The sequence below is a fragment of the Nostoc paludosum FACHB-159 genome, from assembly GCF_014698835.1.
Classification (GTDB): Bacteria; Cyanobacteriota; Cyanobacteriia; order Cyanobacteriales; family Nostocaceae; genus Nostoc; species Nostoc paludosum.
Genome location: NZ_JACJTU010000012.1, coordinates 119,837 through 144,544 on the forward strand (window position 1 = coordinate 119,837; position 24,708 = coordinate 144,544).

The window sequence follows — 24,708 nt, forward strand, 5'->3', positions numbered from 1 at the left end:
CCCCACTCCCTCACCTCCACTCACCTTGTAGAGTGAAAGCTGCCCAATAATAAGGCGCAGCATATTTTTGAGTCCGCCAAATTTCCAGTTGGGCTGTTCGTAATGCTGCGGCAGGCTTTAATCCTTCTTGGAGCATCTTTTTATAAAAGACTTTCATCAGTTCTGATGTTGCCTGGTCATCTACACTCCACAGACTCACCACAACTCGTGGACTGCCTGCATACATAAACCCTCTAGTCAATCCTACCAATCCTTCTCCTCTAACTTCCCCTCCCAGTCCGGTTTTACAGGCACTAAGTACTACTAAGTCTGCTTGCAGGTTGAGGTTGAAGACATCGTGCAAGCGCAAAAAGCCATTTTGTGGCATTCCTTTGTCATCAAATAGCGACAACACTATGCCTGATAGTTCTGGGTGTTTGCTGTTGAGAATGCCATGAGTAGCAAAATGAATAATGCGATATTGACTCAAGTCGTTGCTGGTTGCAGTGTTACGGCTAGCTGTAAAGTCAAAAGCTTGCTTGGCTTTATTAGCTGGAACAAGGGCGAGAATTTGCTCGGCTTCGTGGCGTGTAAATTGTAAACGTCCAAAACTAACTTCTGAGTCTTTAGCAGCTCTATTTAAAGCGAGGGTGTTTAAATTGGCCCCTGTTACAGCTGGAGGAGAGGTTTGTACTTTACTTTGGAGGCGTTCATCATCAATACTAAAAATGGGATCGGCTAACACAATTAATGTCTTGGCTGCTGGTTTGCGTTGTTTGTGTTCATTCCTGAGAATAGCCACTGTAGAAGCTGATGGTAAAGTAATAACTTCGTGGTTAATTAGTAATGGTTCATAGCTACTAGTTCCCTGGGAATTAGGTTTAGTCAAAGCAGCAAATGGTACATATTGCAAAGCACCATCGCTAACAACTACTAAGCGTTTATTTTGAAGTTTTGAGGCTACTGGTGCAAGTATAATTTTAGATAGAGCATCTATAGATGGGCTATGTTTGAGATATGGGCTAGTGATTTCTTGACGGAATTTTTGAACGATCGCTTCAATCTCTGCACGTTTTGGTAATTCGTAACTCGTGATACTCTTATTAGTAACCGCCCACAGATAACTCCGTTCTTCTCCTAAAGAGTATTCTAAAAGTAACGTGTTCTCATCAAGTACTTGCTGTTGAATTTGGGCAAGTGAAAGAGGTTGAGGTTGAGTTAAAGCTGCATAATGTGGACTAGTGGCGCGGATTTTTATCTGGACTTGCTGATATTCTTCTAGAACTGCTTCATTTTCTTTTTCTAAAGCTTGCACCTGGGCTTTAGTGTAGTTTCCACCTAATAGCTGTATCCGACGTTTTTCTAAAACATCTAGTTGTTTTTGTAAGTCACGTTCTTGAGAAAGTAATTTTGGTTCTACGCCTTGCCGAATATCAGCTTTAGCTTCTGTCAGCAGTTCCAAAAGACTGCGGGCGCGCGCACGTTCGCTGGTTTGCAGTGCCAAAGCATCATATCCTTTGGATGGTTCTTGCTTGTGCATTTGCATCAACAAGTCAATATAAAATTGATAATAATTCTGCACAGTAGCAAAATAAGAAGCACGGAGTTCCTGAGAGTTAATTTTGGTACGCAGGTCTTCAACAATGTTGATGACTATTTTTATTTGACTCAAGGCTGCGGTAAGATTTCCTTGTTTGCGTTGAGCAGAGGCCATGTTATAAATAGTCAGAGCTTCTCCTCCTCTATTTCCGACTTTTTGGTATAGAGAGAGAGATTCTTGGTAATAATTCAGTGCTTTTGGCTGTTCTCCCAAATCTGAATAAATTAGACCAATATTGCCGAGGTTAGCTGCTAAGCCTAATTTATTTTCCGTAGATTTAAATAGAGGTAAAGATTGCTGGAAATAATCTAAAGCTTTTTGTTTATCTCCCATCTTCAAATAGACATTGCCAATGTTATTTAAGGTACGAGCATCGCCTAATTTATCCCCTAATTTTTGGCTAATAATCAGAGATTTTTGAAAATAATCTAGTGCTTTTTCTTGTTGTTGTAAATCTGAGTAAATTGTACCAAGATTATTAAGTACAGTAGATTCTGCTGACTTGTCTCCCATTTCTTGATTTAAAGCCAAGCATTGGTTAAGATAATCTAGGGCTTTTTGCTGTTGTCCTAAATGTAAGTAAATCAAGCCAATATTATTAATAGTACGAGCTTCCCCTAATTTGTCTCCTACTTCACGCCTGAGGATAAGGGCTTGTTGAAAATAATCTAGTGCTTTTTGGTCTTCTCCTGAATTTATGTAGACATTACCAATGTTATTGATAGTACGCGCTTCCCCGATTTTATCTCCCATCTCTCGCTTGAGTAACAAAGCTTGATGAAAAAAATCGAGCGCTTTTTGCAATTCTCCTATATCTGAGTAGACGCTACCAATGTTGTTGAGGGTAATAGTTTCTCCCTTTTTATCTTTTATCTCACGTCTTATTAATAAAGCTCGATCTAAATAAAAGAGTGCTTTTTGTTGTTGTCCTAAATCTGAGTAAATTTTGCCGAGGTGAGCGACGGTAAAAGCTTCTGATGGACGATCGCCTAGTTTCTGATACAGTGGTAGTGCTTCTTCAAATTTAGCGATCGCTTTTAACAAAGATTCTCCTGTTCCTTGCTCATATAGCTTCTTTCCCTCTTTATATGCTGCATCAGCAGCAGCGCTAATTGCATCATTGACCTGTGTTTTCTGTGCAATATTTACCGGATATTCTTTAGCAATTGCAATATTTGATTCTGTAAACAACAAAATGCTGGTAAAAAGAACAATACTACGACCTGCTACAAATGGGAAAAATTTCCATTGTATGGAGTCAGATATTTGAAATTTAGTCATATACATCTGCGTTTTTCTAGCTTCCTAGATTTAGGATTCCCAAAAGCAAGTAAAAAATGTTAGATGCTTATCCACGCTGAATTGGTAGCGATTTTTCAAGTAAGAGGCTATGCTAACGCGGGTATATCGTATATGTAGCAGACTGTCTGTGAGTTGTGGCGATCGTAGTAATTAGTGAGTTAAACTGCGTTTGATTAGAAAATATAGCATCACATTATACTCAGGTAGTACTTGAAATTTATGCCAGTAGCCATTCACGCCACAGAAAAAGCACTATACAAGGTTTTTAGTAACGACTTCGCATTTTCCATACCAGCTTATCAACGTCCTTATGCATGGACAAAAGACCAAGCAAGTGATTTATTAAATGATTTGTTGTCTTTTTTAGGGAATGATTCAGAAATTACAGCCGATACTAACCCTTATTTTTTAGGGAGTATAGTTTTGATTAAGAGTAAAGATGCTCCTAAAGCTGACGTAGTTGATGGACAGCAGCGTTTGACAACGCTCACAATTCTTCTAGCTGTTTTAAGAAGTTTACTTAGTGAAAATAATGCATCAAGAATTACAAAATATATTTATCAAGAAGGTGATGAGTTTGAAGGAACATCTGATTGTTATCGCCTAAAGTTACGAGAACGAGATGAAGATTTCTTTCGTAACTATATACAAAGCGAAAATGGATTAGATAATCTTCTAAAACTTGATGCCTCCCAGTTAACTGATAGCCAAAGAAACATTCAAGCAAACGCCAGTTATTTTCGTGAGGAATTATCTCAACGTTCTGAGCAGCAGCAAAGTCGTTTTATTCATTATTTAATGACGTGCTGTTTTTTAGTAGTTGTTTCTACACCGGATCTTGACTCAGCTTATCGTATATTTTCTACTCTAAATGCGCGTGGTCTAGACCTCTCACTCAGTGATTTTCTTAAATCAGAGATTATTGGAGCAATTGATCCATCTCAACAAGATAAATATACAAAAATTTGGGAAACTGAAGAAGAAAATTTGGGTCGAGATAAGTTTCAAGAACTATTTGCCCATATCCGCATGATTGATCGTAAGGCTAAACCGCGTAAGACAACTCTCAAGGAATTTACTGAAGACATATTGCCTAAAATTATACAGCGTCAGAAATTTATTGACGAAGTATTAAAACCTTATTCTAATGCTTTAAAAATTATTAATACAGCAAATTACCAAAGCGATAAACATGCAGAAACAATTAATTCTTTGTTGAAATGGTTGAACCAAATAGACAACTTTGATTGGATTCCGCCAGCAATTCTCTATTTTTCTAGAAATAGCCATAATCCTGAGAAATTAAAACAGTTTTTTATGGATCTTGAACGATTAGCAGCAGGTTTAATGATTTTGCGGGCTGATATTAATGACCGTATCGGACGATATGCAAAACTTCTTGCCGCTATTGAGGAAAATATCGATTTATATGCATTAGAGTCACCTTTACAGCTAACTTCTGATGAAATAAATCGAATTATTAAAACGCTTGATGGAGATTTATATCTAATCAAGCGAATTAGACAATATGTTCTTCTGCGCCTTGACTCTGCACTTTCTGGAGGGGAAGCGAGTTACGACTATTCAGTTATTACAGTTGAACACGTACTTCCTCAGAACCCAAGCGAAGGTAGTAAATGGCTTCAATGGTTTCCGAATGAAGAAGAACGCATCCAATATGTGCATCGCATAGGTAATTTGGCGCTGCTTTCTAGAAATAAAAATGCCGAGGCGCAAAATTACGATTTTGATAAAAAGAAAGAGAAGTATTTTCTTAGCAAAAAAGGGATCTGTCCTTTTGTTTTGACAACCCAAGTTTTACAACAATCTGAATGGACTCCGGAAGTTATTAAGCGGCGGCAAGAAAATTGTTTGCAAAGTTTAAGAAAACTATGGCGTTTGTAAGTGCGATCGCTCTCAACCATTGACAAAAGTTGTAGGGGCGTACAGCTGTACGCCCCTACCATCAGCTATTTTGTGAAATGGTATACCTGGGAATTAGAAAATTAGGCTGGTTGTATTTCTGGATTACCATCTGTAACCACAAATGAAGCCTTTTTGCTAATAGTGCCAAATGGAGTTTCCACCTCTGACACCGCAAGATAATCTGCTTTCCAGGTTGTGGGAGTCACATTACAGCGAACATACCCCCGTCTATTGTTGTAAAACTTAACCTGTGGGTTTTCTGGTATGTAACTGGGGATAGTGTCTGAGCCATTTCCACCGGAGGATATTGAACTACAGACGAATTCACTCCCCACCGTAGCAGATTGTGGGTTATTAAAGTCAGCCTTTAAATCTATTGCCCAGTGGTTATGGACATCGCCTGTTAAGACTACTGGATTAGATGGTTTACGCTGTTCTAAGAAACGTAAAAGGCGATCGCGGGAAGCTACATAACCATCCCACTTATCCATACTATAGGTTTCCCCTGGCCCCGCTGTTCTATCTATCTGAGCAACTATAACTTGCTGAGCTAAAACGTTCCACTTAGCCTGTGATTTATCTAAGCCATCATATAGCCAATCCTCCTGTGCTTTACCAGTAATGGTTCCATTCGGTTCTAGTCCACAAGGACGTGCTTTAGTACCATCACCACAAGGCTGGTCAGTGCGATATTGGCGAGTATCTAACACATGGAAGGTTGCTAACTTACCAAAGTTCAGTCGGCGATAAAGTTGCATATTGGGGCCAACAGGACGTTGTAACGGACGCAACGGCATGTGTTCGTAGTAAACCTGATAAGCAATAGCCCGACGTTGCAGGAAGATTTCCGGGTTTTGATCTGGTTCGCTATCAATTTCTGAGATGTCGTTGGCGTAGTTGTTTTCTACCTCATGGTCATCCCAGGTAACAATCCACGGAAATGCTGCGTGCGCTGCTTGCAGATTGGTATCGCTTTTATAGAGGGCGTGACGGTTGCGGTAATCTTCTAAGGTGAAAATTTCTGAACTATTGTGTTGTCTGGGAGTAGTGGTTGAGATTCCCCCTTCATAGATGTAATCGCCAACATGGACTACTAAATCGAGGTCGTCCTGTGCGAGATATTTGTAGGCGGTATAGAATCCCTGCTGATAGTTTTGGCAGGAGACAAGGGCAAAGTTCAACTTATTCAAGTAGCCATTCGCTAAAGGTGCAGTACGAGTGCGACCAATGGGGCTAGAGTCTTGACCGACAACAAAGCGATACCAGTACCAACTATCAGGTTGCAGCCCTTCTACCACAACTCGTACTGAGTGAGCTAGTTCTGGGGTTGCCAGCACCGTACCTCTGGAGACAATGCGCTTCATCTGTTCATCAGTAGATACTTCCCAGCGAATTGGTACATTTACTGGTGGCATTCCGCCGCCGTTCAAGGGTTCGGGAGCCAGACGAGTCCAAATCACAACGCTGGTGGCATCGGGGTCACCCGACGCTACACCCAAAGTAAAAGGATAATTGGAAAATCTGGTTGTGGCACTCGCTGTTTGATGAGAAAATTGGTTAGCGATCGCAAAACCACTTAATGCTCCTGCCCCAATAATTAAGTTGCGTCGTTTGATTCGACTTTGCAAGAGCCTTTCAATATTATGAAAATCTACCATTTTTTACTCCTGGTTGATTGGTAATTGGGCAATAGACAATGGGCAATGGGCAATGGGCAATAGGCAATAGGCAATAGCTAAAAAACCAGACAAAATAATTGGATGCAAGCCTCTAATTTGCATTAGGAATAAAATTCAAAATTTTAAATCAGGTGACTTGCCGCAATATTTGAATACGTCAGTTTTCCAATCCCATAGTTTTAATTATGTGGATATCCCTATTGCCTTCTTGCCTCTTGCCTTTTATTAATTGCTAATGAAAATCAAAGATTAAGCTTTAACTTTTTTGATGGAAATGAACTTTTTCTTTGTCGTCAAGCCAATGCCACAAGCTAAGAAAACGCCAGCTAAAGCTGTAGGTTCAGGTACTCTTGTATAAGAAACTGTACCTGAAATTAGTTCCACATCAGGTTCGGTTGGGGAGAAAATTGTAAAATCCTCACCAATAATTTCGTAGCGGAGAGAATTGGCAGGATTAGTTTTGTTGTCGAATGTATAGTCTAAAGCTAAAGATGGTTTTCCTGTGGAAAACACTGTTGAATATACAAGGGGAAAGTCTGGATAGTCGATATCATCTTGTTCGGTGTAAACTGTAGAATCGCCATCAAATTGAAAAGAAACCGAATTAGCGATCGCTACGGAATTTTCTTCACTTAAAGTTGAATCATCAAAGCTAAAAAAGCCATTTCCCTTAGTGGTGGGACTATCAACGCTGAAAGCATAATTAATAATTGCAGCAGATACAGATTTTGCATTTAGAGTTACAAAACTTATAGTCAAACTAGCGGCAGCAAGCACTAATTGTGGAACGAATTTCATCTTTTGCTTTCCTCACGATGAACTTCTGCAAGTAATATACATCAGTAATTACAGCAGAATCTAAAATTAAGAATTGGGAACTAAAACAGGCTTAATACCTGGTTACCTGACCTAGTATGTCTACTTCACCATTTTTTGAAACCCTTTGTATTAATTAGTTTGTTGTTAATTAATACATCTTTTACGTGATTTTCCAAGCAATAGCCTGTCACCCCTGATTACAGCGATGACAATGAAATTTCGATTATTCAATTGGAAAAATTAAGAGACAAGTTTTCCAATCCTTCAAACAACCATATATTAAAATCCTTAGTTTAAGCCAAGTTTAATTATGGGTAAAAATCGCAGCAAATTTATTTTGCTAATCAAACAATTCCTCAAATCCAAGATATTTTTTTAGAAAAATTTTCGGTTGACTTTTACTGATATAATTTATCTTTCGAGATGTGCTTAAAAGATTTACATAAAACTACATACTGTAGCGTCATAGCTTTAGATTCCCGCCTTGTTAAAGAAGTCCGGGATCTAGGTGCGTCAAGCTTCGTTCTATTGAGAATTTGTAGTTGAATGTGAAATCTCAGCCTGCTTTTGGGAATACTTAATTTAGTCAACTGATTGTTGGCAATTTAAGCTATCCAATCTAGAACCAAGGCATTTTGAGATAAATTATGAAATTGATTAAATCATCTCAATATTTTCTAGTATTTTCCTTATCTTTATGTTTTAATTTCGCTCATACTTTCACAACACAAGCACAAGCTCAGTTATACCAACCAAACAAAACTTGGCAAATTAGTCAAACATTTAAGCCACCGAAGCGAGGAGCACCTCCTGTAAGTGCTGGTGGTTCAACTCGTAGTAGTTCTTGTCTGGCAGGCAAAAAAGTCATAACTCCCTTAATTCCTCCAAATAAATTAGGACTGACACTTGGTCAACGTCCAACATTTTTCTGGCATATACCCGAATCTTCAGTCAAAACAGCTAAGTTTTTGCTTTTTGCTGATAATGACCAGAGACTAGTTTATGAAACATCTTTTACACTTCCAGATAAATCAGGAATTGTTAGCTTTACACTTCCTGACACTGCTCCAGCATTGGCAGTAGATAAAACTTATCACTGGTATCTGACAATTGTTTGCGATGCTGAAGACTCCAGTGACAATCCGATTGTAGATGGTTGGGTGGAACGAATTAAACCGGAATTAGCATTATCTGAGGCGTTAAAAAAAGCAAATTTGCGGAAATTGCCCACCATATATGCAGAAGCCGGAATTTGGCATGAAGCCTTGGCTACTTTAGTGCAACTACGCCGGACTGAGCCGAATAATTTAAAAGTGAGGATGGATTGGAGGCAATTTTTTAAATCAGTTGATTTAAGCGCGATCGCTTCAAGTCCATTAATTTAAATATGGGGTACTGAGGACTGGTGACTGGGTATTAAGAGTGTGAGAGGGTTGAGAAGCTTTTTTATTATATGTAATCTCTCACACTCTCCTGTTTCCCTCATCTTTCCCAGTCCCTAATCCCTACTTAATATTATGTGGAAAAACCTGAAACCGCGAATTTGGCAATGGCGGGGTGTTTTATTTGCAGTTCCCAATATTACAATTCTAGTGATTGGATTACGCTTAACTGGATTACTACAGTTATTAGAATTAGCTGCATTAGATCAATTTTTTCTCCTCCGCCCACGAGAGCCAGTTGATACTCGTATTGTGATAGTTGAAATTAATGAGGCGGATGTCCGCAAGCAAGGACAGTGGCCAATGACCGATGCGGCGCTTGCTGATGTATTAGAAGATATTAAAAAGCAGCAACCTAGAGCGATCGGTTTAGATATTTATCGGGATTTACCTGTAAATCCTGGTCACCAAGCTTTAGTTAAAGTGTTTGAATCAACCCCGGATTTGATTGGCGTGCAAAAAATTTCTGATAGTTTTGATAGTTCTTCAGTTGATGCCTCTCCAATTCTCAAACAACGCCATCAAATTGGAGCAAATGATTTACCTTTAGATGGGGATGGAAAAATTCGCCGAGGTTTGCTTTACCTCAATTTAAAGAACGATGAAGTTCTGGAAAGTTTTGCTTTAAAACTAGCTTTGTTGTACTTGAAACCTGAAGGTATTACTGCCAAGCCAGCAGCAACTAACTCTAATTATTTGCAGTTAAATCGGGGTGTTTTCCCTATTTTTGAAGCAAATGATGGAGGTTATGTGCGAGCGGATGCAGGAAGTTATCAAGTACTTTTAAATTATCGAGGAAGGATACAAGAATTTCTCAAAATTTCTCTGAGAGATTTACAAAATAAACGCATTCCCAAAGATTTAATGCGCGGTAAGGTGGTATTAATTGGGGCTACAGCTGAAAGTTTGAAAGATTTATTCTATACGCCTTACAGCAGCAATGTACTTACTGAGCCAGAACGTATGGCGGGTATTACAATTCATGCTAATTTAATTAGTCAAATTTTGAGTGCGGCTTTGGATGGTCGTCCAGAAATTAAGACTTTGCCGGAACCAATAGAATGGCTATTGATTTTTAGTTGGTCAACTATTGGGGCGATTTTGTGTTGGGTACAACGCCACAGCAATAACCAAAAGATTTTCCTAGCTATCGGTCTGGCAGGTAGCGGTTTACTCGGTGGTAGCTTTTTGGCATTTCTGAGTGGTTGGTGGATTCCCGTTGTTCCTTCACTATTGGCATTGGGAGGTTCTGCGATCGCACTTACTCAGTATATCGCCCAAGGTTCTGCCCAGATGCGAAAAACTCTCGGCCGTTATCTTACTGATGAAATAGTGGCCAATATTCTGGAAACTCCTTCGGGGTTAAAACTAGGAGGAGAACGCCGAAAAGTGACAGTTCTCGTATCTGATTTAAGAGGATTCTCGGCTATTTCTGAACAATTACCTCCTGAGGAAGTAGTTAGAATTCTCAATCTTTATCTAGGAGCAATGACAGAGGTAATTAATCACTATAAAGGTACGATTAATGAATTTATGGGCGATGGTATTTTTGTGATCTTTGGTGCGCCAATTAGTCGTAAAGATGATTCTCAAAGAGCGATCGCCTGTGCTATTGCTATGCAATTGGCAATGCAACAAGTCAACGAACAAAACCAACAAATGAATTTACCAATCCTCGAAATGGGAATTGGAATTAATACAGGTGAAGTTGTGGCGGGAAATATTGGTTCTCAAAAACGCGCCCAATACACAGTCATCGGCAGTCATGTCAATTTAGCTGCCCGAATTGAAACTTATACAGTGGGCGGGCAGATTTTGATTTCTGAAAATACCTCCAAAGATGCCAATATTGACCTCAAAATTGCTGGAGATTTAGAAATCAAACCTAAAGGCATAAAAGACCCGGTGAAAATTTTTGATATTCGTGGCATTGGCGGTCAGTATAACTTGTTCTTACCTGAAGATGATGAAGCAATGGTCAGCTTAAATCAGGAATTACCTGTGGAATACAGCATTTTACAGGGAAAACAAGCAGGTGGAACAGTATTTGCAGGAGCTTTAGTTGGCCTCTCAGAAAAAACAGCACAACTCCAATCTTTACATCCCTTAGAACCTTTGAGTAATCTGAAGCTGAAATTATTAATTGAACCAGAACTAGCTACAGAAGAAGAACATATTTACGCCAAGGTCATTAAACAATCTGATGTTGAGAAGCATCTTTTCCTGATTCGGTTTACAGCCATTCCTCCAAAAGCGATCGCACTTCTTAATATACTCCGTCAACCTGAGTGAGACTATGCCATCAATATTGAAATTGTAGCGAAGGGAAGTGTATCTAAATACAGTCAACTGAGAAAGTAGGTAGTTCACCTTTTTTGGAAACAGTAACAATTGTTGCTGATAGAACCTGGCGATCGCTGTAAAATTTTGCAATTCAGCTAGATTCAACTCTAAGAAATCCTTAATAATTCGTAACGAATGGTATAGAAGAACTAATTTTAGTTTTGGGTATAAAAAACATAATTCCTCGTAAAACTGAGATTAAATTACATCCAAACGACAAATGACGAACGTAGAAAAATTTCAGAAACTAGTAGACCTTGCAAATGAATATGGGATTATTTGCCAGCCAGCACCAGAAGAATGCTTGATCGCATCCTTACCTGGAGACGATGATTTTTTATTAGCTTTTACCTGGTCTGGTGTAATTGAAGGAGAGTCGCCAGAACATGAATTAATAGCAATTAGCGTACAGGATATAGTCAAAGAAGTTACCGTTGCAGCTTGGCAGATTCCTATTTATTTATTCGGAAACGTTTTAAGACAAGCACAAATGCTTGTAGCTGTCCACAAAGATTTTTGGCGTTGCTGAATCAAGAGATGATTCTTGTAGGGTGGGTATGCAGAGTGCCTGGAAATACAAGGGACAGGCTTTTCGACCCATCTTACAAAACCTGCAAAATCATCCTGCTTTTTCTGCAATGCCTAATAACTAATATCTCCGTCAACGGTGGCGGAGATTTTTATTCCACAAGCGATGTTTGACAACAAAACTATCTGTAAAATCTCATAAATTATAATTACTAAAGAATTAGGCATCAAGTTTATTAACATATACAAAGCTTGATATTTGCTTAATTTTAGAATATACCAAGTGTATAGGTGAACTTGTCATAGATATCGCCCCATATATAGCCCTACTTAATAATTCGTGAGAAACAAGATCCCCGATTTCTCAAAAAAATCAGGGATCTAAACACCGCAAATTGTCACAAATCAGATAGGATTGCTATAGCCCGAATAGGACTCGTTTTTTTCTTGTCATCAACAAATTTTTCAAAAAATATGAGACTATAGAAATATTCAGATAGTCAGAAAAACGTGAGTCAGCAAGATAAAATCTTAGAAAAAATCCTCTCTGGGACTTCTGATACAGACATCCCCTTTGCCCAATTGTGGCAACTCTTATACAAACTAGGCTTTGATGAACGTATTCGTGGCGATCATCGTATTTTTGTTAAAGATGGTGTAGAAGAAATACTAAATCTCCAACATAAAAAAGGAAAAGCCAAAATCTATCAAGTTAAACAAGTTCGTGCAGTAATTATTAAGTATCAGCTAGGAACTAAAAATGACATTTCGCTATGAAGTTATTCTCTATTGGAGTAGAGAAAATCAAGCTTTTATTGCCGAAGTACCAGAATTACCAGGTTGTGCTGCCGATGGCGAGACTTATCAAGAAGCTCTGTACAATGTAGAAATCGTCATGCAAGAGTGGATAGAAACAGCTAAGGATTTAGGCCGTTCCATTCCCGATCCTAGACCCCGTTCTATGTACATCTAATAATTTTTGGATTTTAGTTTTTGCGAAAAGTCATGATATCAAAATATTTGTCGAGACATTGCAATTGCTAGTCTCTACATCTGGGTGCTGTTTATTCAAGAATATTATAATTAAATAACAGGTTGATTAATATGCAGTCCCATAATAACTAAGTCTCGTTCAACGCCGTCAAGTTCTCCAACTTTAGGCAAATATCCCCACTGTTGAAACCCAAATGTTGCAAATAAGTTTAAACTGGGTTGATTGTGGGCAAAAATGAAGCAGACTAAATTTTTTAAACCCAACCTATAACTTTCTTGAATTGCTTGTGCTAAAAGTTGTTTTCCTAAGCCACGCCGATGGAAGGCAGGGGCTATGTAAATACTAATTTCAGCAGTTGTATTATAAGCAGGACGCCCATAAAAGGATTGGAAACTCAGCCAGCCAGCAATTACTCCTTCTACTTCGATTACCCAAAGTGGCCGGTGTGAAGGCGATCGCGCCCTAAACCAAGCAAGCCGACTTTCCACAGATACCTGCTCTAAATCAGCAGTCGCCATACGGCTGGGAATTGCAGCATTGTAAATTTCCACAATTGTGGCTAAGTCTGTTTCAATCGCATGGCGAATCATCATTGCTAAGGTCTTGGAGAAAATCTAAGCGAAAATATTCAAAAATCATACAGTGCTATACCAGGCAATAGGCAATAGACTTGACAATCTTTTTGTGCCCAGGTTTTAACGTTCGGTTTATGTCCTAACTTAACTGGCAACTGATATGACAGTAGTAATTATACGGTTTCTAAGGTAATTGTCACAGATGCTTCATTAAACAGGACTTTCCTAATTAATTCACTATTTATTTTAAAAGTGTTGAAGGGGACAGGAGGTTTTTTTCTCCAAGGGGATTCAAACCCCTCCTGAAAAAGAGCCACAAAACAAGAAAATTTGGAGTTCTTGTCTTAAACCGCAAGTTCGCTTTTGTCACGGCAGGAAACAGAAGGCTGTTTTCCTTGTGCCTTCTGCCTTCTTTGATAAGAATTACAATTTATCTGGTTATTGTTTTACGTATAACAGAGAAACATTATAATTCCTCACCCCGAAATTGTTAGTTTTTATTTCTCATGGCTAATTTAGCATTCATTCTAGAGAAACAGTTTTTTTCTGATGTCAGGAAAAAACAACTTATTTTATCTAAAAATATATATTTCTTGTGATAGAGAGATCGGCTTTTTTTAAAATCACTTAATAATTCTAGTATAGCACAGCTATGTATTGCATATATGCCTCAAACGATACAGTATTGAATCATTGAAAAGCAGAATTTACAAAACCTTTTGCTCAGTCAGTAACATACATATAGAGATATAAAATTTTGTATAAACAATCAAATTCTTGAAACTTTAATTTGATTGTTTATATACAGATATAGATAACTAGGGCTTGCATCTCCAGCTAAAGATAGAGGTTAGTAATATTAAGTTTGCTTAGCATAGGAGTAGGGATAAGATTTCTAGTCTTTAGTGAATAATCAAATAAGTATTTTAAAATAAAAATATTATTATGTCTGCCAATTGTTTTAAAAATAATCAGAAATCTAATCTAGATAGCCTAGAAAAAATGAATAGCAATCAATCTAAAAATACATTTGTAGAAGTTGATATTGCTATTTTAATAGATAAAATTAAAAATGGAATTTGGCTATTTGGAATTCCGTCTTGGCTTTTTGGGATAACTGACAGAAGCTTCGCTGCATTTACCGATGGTTATGTATCGACTGTAGAAATTTTTCAACTATTTACAGCTTCTTTCTTTTTTTTCAGTTGGTTATATCTCAAACCAGAAGAAAGCTTTACTAGTAATGATTTCCCCCCTAATGAATATCAAGAATATCTCTGTCGTATCCAAGCGGAAAAGTTAAAAATTAAAAGGCTACATATGATTAGCCAGGAATATATTTTACCTTTTCCTTACGTTTGCCAGATTTATCATTTGTTGAGCTTAAAACATTTAGAAACAGTTCATAAATTTAGCTTAAACAACCTGAAGATTTTAAATATCAGTCATTTTGAACCCACAAATATCGGTGGAATCATCAAGTTCCAAACAATATTAGATTCTCCAGCTAATCCTTTAAGAATTTGGCGGCAGCCAATTGTAGAGGTAGATTTAATATTGCATACTCCATACACTGTTGAACTGAGTATTCCAGTCTACAATAACAAAAGAATAATTGTTATTTTTCATGCCTTTCCATTAAGTGACTCGGAACATCAGTTGTTCATAGATATTTATAGCGATCTAGAGTGGCCAAAGCCATTATTGCAAATAATCTTACATTTTGCTTCTTGTTTGACACTCTTTGAAGACTTGCCTTATTTACAAGCTCTAGCTGAGAGAAACATAGAGCGTTTACTCCATTCACATCGAATTTCAAATCACGAAACTGGGTTGCTATTTAAAAGATATGTTGAGCTATATGGTTCGAGTGGAGAAGGAACGAAATTAATTGAAGGGAGGGAAAATAGTTAGGAGTGAGGAGTGAGGAGTGATATCAGGTTCGTCTAATTAGTTACGATAAAAACTTTGCAGACTCTTTGCGCCTTTGCGTCTTTGCGTGAGATTTAATCATAACTATTTTACTGAACATGATATGAGGAGTTAAAAGTTAGTAACTCCTAACTCCTAACTCCTAACTCCCAACTCCCAACTCCTAACTTTATTTTTCTAAGCGCGTGCTAATAATGGCGCAGCAGCTAGTAAGGTTTTGGTATAGGGGTGCTGAGGATTAGCAAAAATCTTTTTCGTTTCACCGAGTTCAACAATTTTACCGCCGTTCATTACGGCGATGCGATCGCACAAAAATCTGGCTAACCAAAGATCGTGAGTGATGAACAAATAAGTTAACTCAAATTCTTCTTTTAATTGCAACATCAAATCTAGCACTTGTGACTGCACGCTAGCGTCTAACATACTCACTGGTTCATCGCAAATCAAAAGTTTCGGGTGAGTAATCAAAGCACGAGCGATCGCTACTCTTTGTTGTTGTCCTCCAGACAAATCTGATGGATAACGTTCATAATACACGTGGGGCGGTGTTAAGCCAACTTTTTCTAACATCCACAAAACTTGTTCTTTTGCCTTTACAGAATCAGCAAGATGATGAATAAATAAAGGATCGGCTATACTTTGTCCCACTGTCATCGCTGGATTGAGACAAGCATGGGGATCTTGAAACACCATTTGTATTTGTCGCCGTGAAGAACGAATTTCTTGAGGCGACAGTTTAGTTAAATCCTGTCCTAAAAACTCAACTTTACCAGCCGTGGGACGGATTAGTTGCAAAATTGTCCGCGATAAGGTGCTTTTACCGCAACCAGATTCCCCAACTAAGCCAAGAATTTCTCCGGGATAAAGATCCAGGTTAATACCATCTACCGCTTTAATTGTCTCTGAGTGTCTGTTAAACAGTCTTTCAATAAAATTAGGTTCTATAGTGTAATATTGTTTGAGGTCAGTGACACTCAAAATCGGCGATTTCTCCTTAATACTCGCTAACTGCTTTTCTTCCCCAGTCCCCAGTCCCCAGTCTCCAGCCTCTATTTCATCCACTGATTGAATATGTAAAGCTGCTTTGAGGAGCGATTGCGTGTATTCGTGTTGCGGTTGTCTAAATACAGCTTCCGTCGAACCCATTTCGACCATTTTACCGTGGTACATGACGCCAATGCGATCGCAATACTCAGCTACCATTGCTAAATCGTGAGAAATCAGCAGCAATCCCATGTTTTCTTCACTGCACAGCCGAGTTAATTCCTGTAATATCTGCGCGGAAACGGTAACATCTAAGCTTGTGGTGGGTTCATCTGCAACAATAAACTTGGGATTGAGAAGTAAAGCTAAGGCTATGGCTACCCGTTGTCGCATTCCGCCGCTAAATTCATGAGGATACTGATTCCAACGGCTTGCGGGGATATTTACCTTTGCCAATGTTGCAAGTGCTTTTTCTTTGGCTTGCGCTGCTGATAATTCTGGTGAGTGCGCTTGCAAAGTTTCCAGACAATGCTTACCAATAGTCATCAGCGGATCGAGGCGTGTCATCGGATCTTGAAAAATTAAAGCGATCGCTTCACCGCGAAATTTCCGTAACTGGTTAGGCGTTAAATCAAATACTGACTGTCCCTGAAATGTCACCCGCCCCTCAACGCGGCTAGAAGCTGGAAGTAATCGCATAACTGCGCGTCCGATAGTTGACTTACCGCAACCCGACTCTCCTACCAATCCCATTTTTTCACCACGTTGCAGGGTGAAAGATACATCATCAACCGCCCAGCTTGGTGCTTCTTCACTTCGTTGAGGATAAGCAACTCGTAGATTTTCGATACAGAATAAGGCTTGACTCATACTTAGTTATTACCCTGGGCTAGCAGCTGGGATAATCTTAAATTTTAGATAGTTTAACAGATTATTTTTAGACCTTACCTGATGTGAATATCTTTAAGGGACTTTACACACCAATCTTGCTCAGGCAGACAGAAAGCCTTTGGTGATTTACCGGAGTCTTTATTATTAGCACACCCAAAACCCTTGCATAACTTTTCGTATACCGAATTTAAATTTTACTTTTAGATATGATTTTCGATTACTATTCCCACAGATACGTTTGAGATAATAATTATTAACCTCAAGAAAACTTTCGACATAAAAATGAGTTTTAAGTCTGAAAAAAATCACATATTATTCCCTTTATAAAAACCCTTTGGCATATAATAAATTTAAATTTGAAGATAATAAAATTAAAATAATGGCTAAAATCGTAATTTCCACCTTGTTTGATAGTGAAATCAAAACGTTTTTTCACAAGCTGACATCAGGGGAATTAGAAGTTATACTCGGAGGGATTTCTCCTTATACTTTTCATGTAGTTAATATCACTGATAGCGTCGCAATTAATCCTTTAGGAGGAGATAATACATATGAAGCTATTAACCATTCAGTGAGCTATCATGATAATGACATTAATAGCATAGATTATTCAGGGTCTATTTATAATAATTTTTTTTAGTATTGATAAGTGGCTGTAACGCAAAACTTTATTCAGATAATTCTTGATAGAGCCTAGTATGCTAAATATAAAAACTTTCTCATATAAAGCAATAGGAAATAAGCAATTAATTTTTCCCTATTCCCTACTTCCTATTTTCCAAGAATCTGTAAATTCATCAATCAAATAGAAGTTCTATAAAACTACTATTTGATTGCCTGAAAATATACGTAGTAGCGTGTGAAGCCTTAAATTGTGCATTAGAAAACTCTTGTGGGGCGGGCGTCTCGCCCGTCCAGTGCGGGGAAGATGCCCACATTACAAGAAAACTTATTGCAACATTATTAGTCTTGCCACGCCACTACAGTACTAATTGTGTCCAAAAATCAAACATGATTCCTATATACTAATGATGATGATCGGTTGTGCCTTGGTCAGTTTCTACTAGACGTGACATCAACACATCTGGTTTTCTACTGATCACAGACTTAACTTTATCAACTGCAATTACTTCACTGATTTTTACAACCATTTCCCAGAGAGTATCTTCCTCTGCCTCTTTGTTGTAAGTTCTATGTTTAAACCACAACAAATCATCCCAAACTCCGATAATTGTAGCAAAATACCACTTTTCTCGTATTAGTATCCAGATTTCTTGTTCTAAGTACGTCTGTAGGAGAGATTTCACGATGCTTGAGATTATAAAAAATATTGTGCTACATATTAAGTAAGTATTAATGTCTTTAACAACAGTAAAAACACTGTGATTTTTTTGTATAATCAATATTAAGAAAAATTAAACCTCATAAAGCAAAAGCTCATTTAAACTACTATTTAGCAGATAGTTCAGATGATAATTTTTTTACCTTTGTAAATCTTGTCAGTATAATACGGAATTTTTATTTTTAGTATCAGATACTACAGACAATGAGCCTATCAAAAGGCGTCGGTAAAACCTACTCCCTCTAGGGATGGAATGAAAGACGCCTTGACACTGTTGACTGTTGGCTGTTGACGGTTAACAGTCAACAGTCACCTGACTTGCAAATTCTATTAATTATCACTAACAGTCACAGCTACCTTGGCATGTTTGTTAACATAATCCACAAACAGTTGCTTCAAGCGGGGACTAACACCAGCGTGTTCAAAGAACCCAAAGCCTACATTCCGAGCTTTTGATAAGATTTGCTCTGGCGTTAATCCTTCTTTAATTGCGATACTCAATAGTGCAATTCCAGTCGATCGCATCCCTGCTGCACAATGCACAACTGCTGGTTTGGGAATTTGTTCAACTGTTGTCAGTATTTTGGTAATTAATTCTTCATTTAGTGCTTCTAGCTTAAGTGGCACATTCGCATAGTGCAACCCTAATGCTTCCGCCACCCGTTGCTCATCGTGGGAGAATCCCAACTCATCAGGCGATCGCAGATTTAAAATCGACTTAAAACCTTCTTGTCTAGCTTGCTCGAGCTGTTTCGGTATAACTTGTCCTGTGGTTGTCAAGTTTTCGTTAATTTGTATCGCGTTGATCACATTCACTCCTTTTAACTTTCCAATTTCTTGCAGCTTATTAAATGCTCTAAAAAGCAAGCTTTGAGAAGATATTTAGACAAACACAACAAAATACCCCAAATTTCAGAACTGATCGCTTGATTATTTCTCAATTCGCTTTTTGAGTTGATTATTTTATTGCTGTACCTATAATATACGGTTTGTCGGTAGGTTTAGTGTAGATTAAAATATATTATATATTTTAACGATAAATTTACTGTAGTTTATATTTTGAGCGGACTTGATATTCTCAAAGGCATGTCACCTAAATGCCAGTTTTAAAACGATGAGTGCCAATAAAATATCTCTTCGGCCTGCTGATGAAAAAGATGGGTGGGCGCTGAGTGCAATTCATATTGCTGCTATCAAAGCTCTACCAGCAACTTTTTATACAGAAAAAGAACTTTTAGCTTGGCGTAATCACCGCAACCAGCCTGATGCTGCAAATATTTTAAAAAATATGAAATTGGAATCTTTGTGGGTTGCGGTGGAGGGAGATATAGTTATGGGGTTTACCAGTTTCGTTGTTGACGAACTGATTGGGTTATACGTCCATCCTAAATATCAAGGTCAAGGAATTGGGCGTGCTTTAGTTGAACATTTTTGCCATCGAGCAAGCGATCGAGGTATAGATAAGGTAATTACAACTGCGAGCCTTTATGCAGAAGGATTTTATTTAAAACTGGGATTTACTGCCATTCAAAGAACGCCTCATTATTTAAGAAATGGGCTATTTGTTCCAGTTACCAAGATGAGTAAAATATTAAATATTCCTGAGGGAATAGTATAGAAATCAGGTATTTCGGCTTCAAAAAATGCACAATCATACCAGCTAATCTATGAAAATTGCATACATCATTTTAGCCCATAAGTATCCCGAACAATTAAAGCGTCTTATTCATCGACTTAATACACAAGATGTTTCATTTTTTATACATATAGATAAGAAAGTAGATGCGAAAATCTATCATCAGATGCTTACTCAACTGAATGAATTTCCAAATGTTTCTTTTATCAAGAGATTTAATTCAGCATGGGGAAGCTTTGATGCTGTAAGAGCTAGCCTTGAAGGTATGAAGTCAATAGTCAAAACAGGCACTGAGTTTGATTATGTTATACACTTATCCGGTCAAGACTATCCAATTAAATCAAATACCCATATTAAAAACTTTCTCGAACAGAATAAAGGTAAAGAATTTTTAGAGTATTTTCCACTACCTTGTACTAAATGGAAAGGAGGCGGCTTAAGAAGAATAGAATATTGGCATATCCGTTGGAAAGATGAGTATATTTCTATTCCGGAGAAGCGTGAGTTTAAATCTCCTATCAACTCTTTGTTATATTCGTTTTTGATTTCATTTTTACCTAAAAAACGTAAATTTCCTGAAGGCTTTGCTCTTTATGGAGGTTCTGCACTTTGGTGCTTAACGGGAGAATGCGTAAAGTATATAGATGATTTTGTCAAACAAAACCCTAAGTTTGTGAATCGTTTTAATTACACTGCTCTAACAGATGAGCTTTTTTACCAAATAGTTATTTTAAATTCCCCTTTTAAAGACAAAATAATTAACGACCACTTAAGATATATAGATTGGGGAAATATTAACGCACTCCACCCCAGGATATTAGAAAAAAATGATTTTGAAAAAATTAGCCAATCAGAAAAATTATTCGCCAGAAAATTCGATCTAACTATAGACCCCGATATATTAGATATGATTGATGAAATGGTGCAAGTGGATGTCTAACCGAAAAATTCGCAATTGATTGAGTGACGCTTGGATGAGCGTCACTACTGACTATAAGACTCCTATTTAATTTTTCAAAAAACTTAGTTGATATTTCTGTTTGGGTGAATGCCTGTATATCATGGCATATCCAAACAAGAAACTGATAGAATTGTGCTAGTACTTTAATAGTGCAAATTCGCAACTACCGATGCACTTGAACTCTAGGAAAGATATCACAGTCTATCGGTTCACCAGATTTTTTGGTTTTCAATGAATTAAATTCTGGTACATCAATTTCTTCGAGGGGTTTGAAAGGCCACGCTTTCGGACGCTGATAATAAGTAACATCATCGCCAGTCCAATTCGTCACTATTGCACGTCGTTGTGTAGAAGATATGTTAGTGACTGAATGATGAATTGTCAGAAAATGATGAATTAAGCAATCTCCAGCCTCCATATCCCAGGAGAGAATTTCGTGAGGTTCTGGTTCTACAAACCAGGATGGGTTGGATCTTTCGCGTAACTCTTTGCCCCATTGATGAGAACCTTTGATATACTCTAATCGACCGTTTTCTTGTTTGACAGTATCTAGAGCCAGCCAAATTTTACAACACTGCCAACCTTGTACAGGCCAGTAAGGTAAGTCGTTATGCCACCCAATACGGCCATTTGATTCGGGTTTTTTAACAAAAAAACCGTCAGCCAAAAAGTTCAATTTTTTCGATTTTAAAACTTGAGCTGCAAGTGTTGGTAATGGAGATTCAAAAGCTAAAGCACGGAAATCAGCATCAATGAGCCAGATGCTACTGGCATGTTCCGCACTACCTTGTGGTCTTGGTGCATTCTTGTTCTCCAAAGGGCCAGGGATTGATATATTTTTGTCAACCGCTGTTCGCATCCGTTCTACCCAGATATCATCCACAGCATTTTTGACGCAGATAACGCCATCTCGTTCAAAAGCTTCAACTTGTTGAGGGCTAATTTTTTGTGTGTCTACCTTCAGCATTTTATCTTTTTTCAGATTTTGAAATTAAACTATTTTGGCTCAGAACTGCTAAATGCATATCACCCGATTTCAGTCATAATCTCAAGAATTAACTTTACTGAAATTAAGTTTTTTACTATCTAACAAAGAAAGCTTTTTCAGTATAAAGTAGATATTCATTTAGTTATTCTTTCTGGAGATGGACTATTTTTTAACAACCGTAGTTAAATAATTTCACACTTACTACCGAGATCCTTTTTAATAATTAGTGGTATTAGTGACGCTAGCCGTAAAATCCCAGACACAATGAAGACTTCGACTATGCCAAAAGAGCCAGCAAATTGAGCGATAAAGCCGCCTATAGTTGCTCCTAAAGCACCACTGACCCCAGCAATAGCAGCTGCGATCGCAAAATAGATAGACTGATTTTTTAGCGGTGCAATTTCTATCTGGAGATTGTTGTTACACAAATCAACTCCTCCCCAATTGGCGCCAATAAAAATGTGTAATAAAGGCAACCACAACCACAAATCTAAAGGGCTAGAACCAATCCGCAGCCACAGCCAAGGTATAACTGCAATCAGAATTCCTGTAGAAATTAGAATCCGACGATTGCCAATTTTATCTGATAATTTTCCCCAAACAATTAACATCAGCATGTGTGCACCAGCTCGCAAGCTGTTGTAGAAAGTTACCCAGCTGACATCTAGATTTAGCGTATCTAGCAAATAGAGGTTAAAAAATGGGGCACTGAGGTTAACAGCAAACGTCCAAAAGCCGAAATAAAGCAGAAATACCAAATAATTGGAGTTTTTCTTAATGCTGCTAATTAAATCGTTTTCTGTTGTCAGGATTTGCGGCAAAGAAATTGCGCCAGATGTGTCGCCAAGTTCGTTTGGTGAGGAGTCTGCCTGAATCTCGCTAGTTTGAGATGAACTAGCATAATAAGTATTTTGTAATTGGGGATTCATATCTACCTGGAAATACTGACACCCCAAACTCACAATTCCAAAGAAAATGCCTACTAACAAAATCACTCCATAACCTTGGATGCTTCCCCCATACCAATGCGATATGGCTAAACCTGCTAAGGGTAAGCTAAGTAATTCTGTGAGGTTGGCAAGACTATTGCGTAGTCCGAAATATCTGCCTCGTAACTGTCGTGGGACTAACATTGCTATCCAACTCAAGCATGATGCAATTGCTAATCCTCCTAAAAGATGAGTGCATAGGAGAATCGAGAGCGACAATATCACCAATTGATTGGAATCCAGCCATCCCCAGCTAAAACTAGCAATGCCAATTACTAAAATTACCCACAATAATCGAGCAATTCCGTGTGTTTGCAGCGAATACTGAAAGCGGCTGGTGCTGCGTTCAGACAAGTAAGCACCTATCGGCTGAAATAGATGTAGCAACATGGGGATAGAGGATACCAGACCAAAGACAACTGGACTGGCATCCAACTCCACCAAAAAATTACCCAGCAAAATTGAGCCAGTGGCAATGGAGAAAAGTGCTGCAAAAATGCCATCGGCGGTGGAAGCCCTCAAACTTGTGCGAATTGCATCTTTAGAAATACGACTTGGTGTTGAGGTAGGAGCGAGTGGTGCTGATGGCGCAGCAATCTCAGCGATTTCTACAGTAATAGGTGTGCCTATTTCAGCCGGAACAAAATCCATAAATGTAGTACTTCAAAAAATATAGGGAAACATCCCAATTAGAGAGTATCTATAAAATCCATAAAAAGGGAAGGGAAACGCGATCGCTTAAAAACAGAAATTTCTTATCAATCAGACTAAGGTTATACGTATAAATACTCATTATAAAAATTCTTTCTTTTCAAACAAGAAATCACTTGCTTTAAACCTTTATAAGAACGTGGGATAGTTGAAGCGGACAAGGACAAAGAATCAAACCAGTAAACAGCCATGTAAGGATATCTTAGTACAAAAAAGTTTGAAATTTGATTGTTCGTAGGTCGATCTGGGTAATTTTACTTTTTCTTTGAGCTAGAAATGAAACCTAAATCTCTGGGCGATTAAGATAGTCGGCGTCAAAAAAATAAACTATGTTAAGATAAGTAAATACTTAGAATATGTTGACCAAGGTAACTAAAAGCTTTTGAGTAGCGATCGCGATAAAATTCTATTCAAACCAAGAAATATTCATGGTATTTGTGCTTCAGAGAAAGAGTAAATAACAAAAACAATGTGTAAAATTTTACTATATATATGTCTGCTTAACTTTTATTTACATAGTTATTAATTTTCCCGCTGACTTCTCCTGGCATGGATGATGCCGTATCGTCTCGCTAATCAAAGATTAGCTTTTTAAATCAACGCTCAAATCGCCAAATACTCAAAATCTAGTTTTTTTTGTTTGAAATCTACCTTTGGTGTAGGTGCAATTTTTGAAAAATAGTGATACGTTAACTAATGTAAACAAGTGTCTAAGCTTTCTAAGCAAGTAAAACCACTCTCTTAGCTTGCTTTTAAACCGTTATTCAGCTACTAAAAGTCCGTAAACCTTGAGGCTAGACATAGAAGTGACAGTCTGATAATCTGATAAAATCAATGAAGTTTTGTTGCGTAAATTTGCGATCCCCTTAAGGTTCAGCGAAGACTTAAGGCCTTTGGCTGTGCTGGTGAAATGACACTAGATGCACTTCATCTCTGGTGCTGTAGTTTGTCATTTCTAAATCTGCAATCCAACGAGATTTCATTCAGATTTACGGTTTTTTCTCACGAATCGCAGGCAACTTACTTGCTTGCGACATAATGTCCCAAGTTAAGTCACTCTCAAAGAGAAGTGCTTAAAATTACGATT

Annotated in this window: 19 protein-coding genes; 10 read left to right on the forward strand and 9 right to left on the reverse strand. The window is 37.9% G+C overall.

Features of this window, described 5'->3' with window-relative positions; translation table 11 throughout:
• Window positions 1-10: 10 nt before the first annotated feature.
• Complete coding sequence (locus H6H03_RS14605; RefSeq protein WP_190955813.1) at window positions 11-2,860, reverse strand: CHAT domain-containing protein; 2,850 nt, start codon at window positions 2,858-2,860, stop codon at window positions 11-13.
• A gap of 240 nt (window positions 2,861-3,100) precedes the next feature.
• On the opposite strand from H6H03_RS14605, the gene H6H03_RS14610 reads away from it, so the two are divergent.
• Window positions 3,101-4,786: a DUF262 domain-containing protein gene (locus H6H03_RS14610; RefSeq protein ID WP_190955814.1), complete on the forward strand. Its 1,686-nt coding sequence runs from the start codon at window positions 3,101-3,103 to the stop codon at window positions 4,784-4,786.
• Between the two features lie 101 nt (window positions 4,787-4,887).
• Here the strand turns inward: H6H03_RS14610 and H6H03_RS14615 are convergent, their stop codons facing one another.
• Both H6H03_RS14615 and H6H03_RS14620 read right to left on the reverse strand, forming a co-directional pair.
• Window positions 4,888-6,465 carry an alkaline phosphatase D family protein gene (locus tag H6H03_RS14615; RefSeq protein ID WP_190955815.1) on the reverse strand — a complete coding sequence of 526 codons (1,578 nt, stop codon included), beginning with the start codon at window positions 6,463-6,465 and terminating at the stop codon, window positions 4,888-4,890.
• Between the two features lie 270 nt (window positions 6,466-6,735).
• On the reverse strand, window positions 6,736-7,284 hold the full coding sequence (locus H6H03_RS14620) for a PEP-CTERM sorting domain-containing protein (protein WP_190955816.1): 549 nt from the start codon (window positions 7,282-7,284) through the stop codon (window positions 6,736-6,738).
• 668 nt (window positions 7,285-7,952) lie between these two features.
• Between H6H03_RS14620 and H6H03_RS14625 the strand changes: the two genes are divergently transcribed.
• The 5 genes from H6H03_RS14625 to H6H03_RS14645 all read left to right on the forward strand — a co-directional run bounded on the left by H6H03_RS14625 (window position 7,953) and on the right by H6H03_RS14645 (window position 12,591).
• On the forward strand, window positions 7,953-8,690 hold the full coding sequence (locus tag H6H03_RS14625; protein WP_190955817.1) for a DUF928 domain-containing protein: 738 nt from the start codon (window positions 7,953-7,955) through the stop codon (window positions 8,688-8,690).
• A gap of 132 nt (window positions 8,691-8,822) precedes the next feature.
• Window positions 8,823-11,039: a CHASE2 domain-containing protein gene (locus H6H03_RS14630; RefSeq protein WP_190955818.1), complete on the forward strand. Its 2,217-nt coding sequence runs from the start codon at window positions 8,823-8,825 to the stop codon at window positions 11,037-11,039.
• A 271-nt stretch (window positions 11,040-11,310) separates the two neighbouring features.
• On the forward strand, window positions 11,311-11,619 hold the full coding sequence (locus H6H03_RS14635) for a hypothetical protein (RefSeq protein WP_190955819.1): 309 nt from the start codon (window positions 11,311-11,313) through the stop codon (window positions 11,617-11,619).
• 509 nt (window positions 11,620-12,128) lie between these two features.
• Window positions 12,129-12,395, forward strand: coding sequence for a type II toxin-antitoxin system HicA family toxin (locus H6H03_RS14640; RefSeq protein WP_190955820.1), 267 nt, complete (start codon window positions 12,129-12,131; stop codon window positions 12,393-12,395).
• Window positions 12,379-12,591, forward strand: a complete 213-nt coding sequence (locus H6H03_RS14645; RefSeq protein ID WP_190955821.1) for a type II toxin-antitoxin system HicB family antitoxin — start codon at window positions 12,379-12,381, stop codon at window positions 12,589-12,591. The genes H6H03_RS14640 and H6H03_RS14645 overlap by 17 nt, the downstream gene beginning before the upstream one ends.
• Window positions 12,592-12,701: 110 nt before the next feature.
• Here the strand turns inward: H6H03_RS14645 and H6H03_RS14650 are convergent, their stop codons facing one another.
• A complete protein-coding gene (locus tag H6H03_RS14650; RefSeq protein ID WP_190955822.1) occupies window positions 12,702-13,205 on the reverse strand; it encodes a GNAT family N-acetyltransferase in 504 nt (167 codons plus the stop codon).
• Window positions 13,206-14,189: 984 nt separating this feature from the next.
• Between H6H03_RS14650 and H6H03_RS14655 the strand changes: the two genes are divergently transcribed.
• Window positions 14,190-15,101 (forward strand): hypothetical protein, encoded by a 912-nt coding sequence (locus H6H03_RS14655; RefSeq protein WP_190955878.1) that lies wholly within the window; start codon window positions 14,190-14,192, stop codon window positions 15,099-15,101.
• Between the two features lie 195 nt (window positions 15,102-15,296).
• On the opposite strand, the gene H6H03_RS14660 is transcribed toward H6H03_RS14655, so the two are convergent.
• The gene (locus H6H03_RS14660; protein ID WP_190955823.1) at window positions 15,297-16,973 is read right to left on the reverse strand and encodes a dipeptide ABC transporter ATP-binding protein; all 1,677 of its coding nucleotides are present in this window, start codon (window positions 16,971-16,973) and stop codon (window positions 15,297-15,299) included.
• Window positions 16,974-17,328: 355 nt separating this feature from the next.
• Here H6H03_RS14660 and H6H03_RS14665 point away from each other — a divergent pair, with 355 nt between their 5' ends.
• Window positions 17,329-17,634 carry a hypothetical protein gene (locus H6H03_RS14665; RefSeq protein ID WP_242057711.1) on the forward strand — a complete coding sequence of 102 codons (306 nt, stop codon included), beginning with the start codon at window positions 17,329-17,331 and terminating at the stop codon, window positions 17,632-17,634.
• A gap of 385 nt (window positions 17,635-18,019) precedes the next feature.
• Here H6H03_RS14665 and H6H03_RS14670 read toward each other — a convergent pair whose 3' ends face one another.
• Both H6H03_RS14670 and H6H03_RS14675 read right to left on the reverse strand, forming a co-directional pair.
• The gene (locus tag H6H03_RS14670) at window positions 18,020-18,301 is read right to left on the reverse strand and encodes a hypothetical protein (protein ID WP_190955824.1); all 282 of its coding nucleotides are present in this window, start codon (window positions 18,299-18,301) and stop codon (window positions 18,020-18,022) included.
• A gap of 365 nt (window positions 18,302-18,666) precedes the next feature.
• Window positions 18,667-19,146, reverse strand: a complete 480-nt coding sequence (locus H6H03_RS14675) for a beta-lactamase hydrolase domain-containing protein (RefSeq protein WP_190955880.1) — start codon at window positions 19,144-19,146, stop codon at window positions 18,667-18,669.
• A gap of 304 nt (window positions 19,147-19,450) precedes the next feature.
• Between H6H03_RS14675 and H6H03_RS14680 the strand changes: the two genes are divergently transcribed.
• Window positions 19,451-19,954 (forward strand): GNAT family N-acetyltransferase, encoded by a 504-nt coding sequence (locus tag H6H03_RS14680; RefSeq protein ID WP_190955825.1) that lies wholly within the window; start codon window positions 19,451-19,453, stop codon window positions 19,952-19,954.
• Window positions 19,955-20,003: 49 nt separating this feature from the next.
• Window positions 20,004-20,912 carry a beta-1,6-N-acetylglucosaminyltransferase gene (locus H6H03_RS14685; protein WP_190955826.1) on the forward strand — a complete coding sequence of 303 codons (909 nt, stop codon included), beginning with the start codon at window positions 20,004-20,006 and terminating at the stop codon, window positions 20,910-20,912.
• A 184-nt stretch (window positions 20,913-21,096) separates the two neighbouring features.
• Here H6H03_RS14685 and H6H03_RS14690 read toward each other — a convergent pair whose 3' ends face one another.
• Window positions 21,097-21,900: a phytanoyl-CoA dioxygenase family protein gene (locus H6H03_RS14690; protein ID WP_190955827.1), complete on the reverse strand. Its 804-nt coding sequence runs from the start codon at window positions 21,898-21,900 to the stop codon at window positions 21,097-21,099.
• Between the two features lie 203 nt (window positions 21,901-22,103).
• Window positions 22,104-23,561 carry an MFS transporter gene (locus H6H03_RS14695; protein WP_190955828.1) on the reverse strand — a complete coding sequence of 486 codons (1,458 nt, stop codon included), beginning with the start codon at window positions 23,559-23,561 and terminating at the stop codon, window positions 22,104-22,106.
• Window positions 23,562-24,708 lie beyond the last annotated feature (1,147 nt).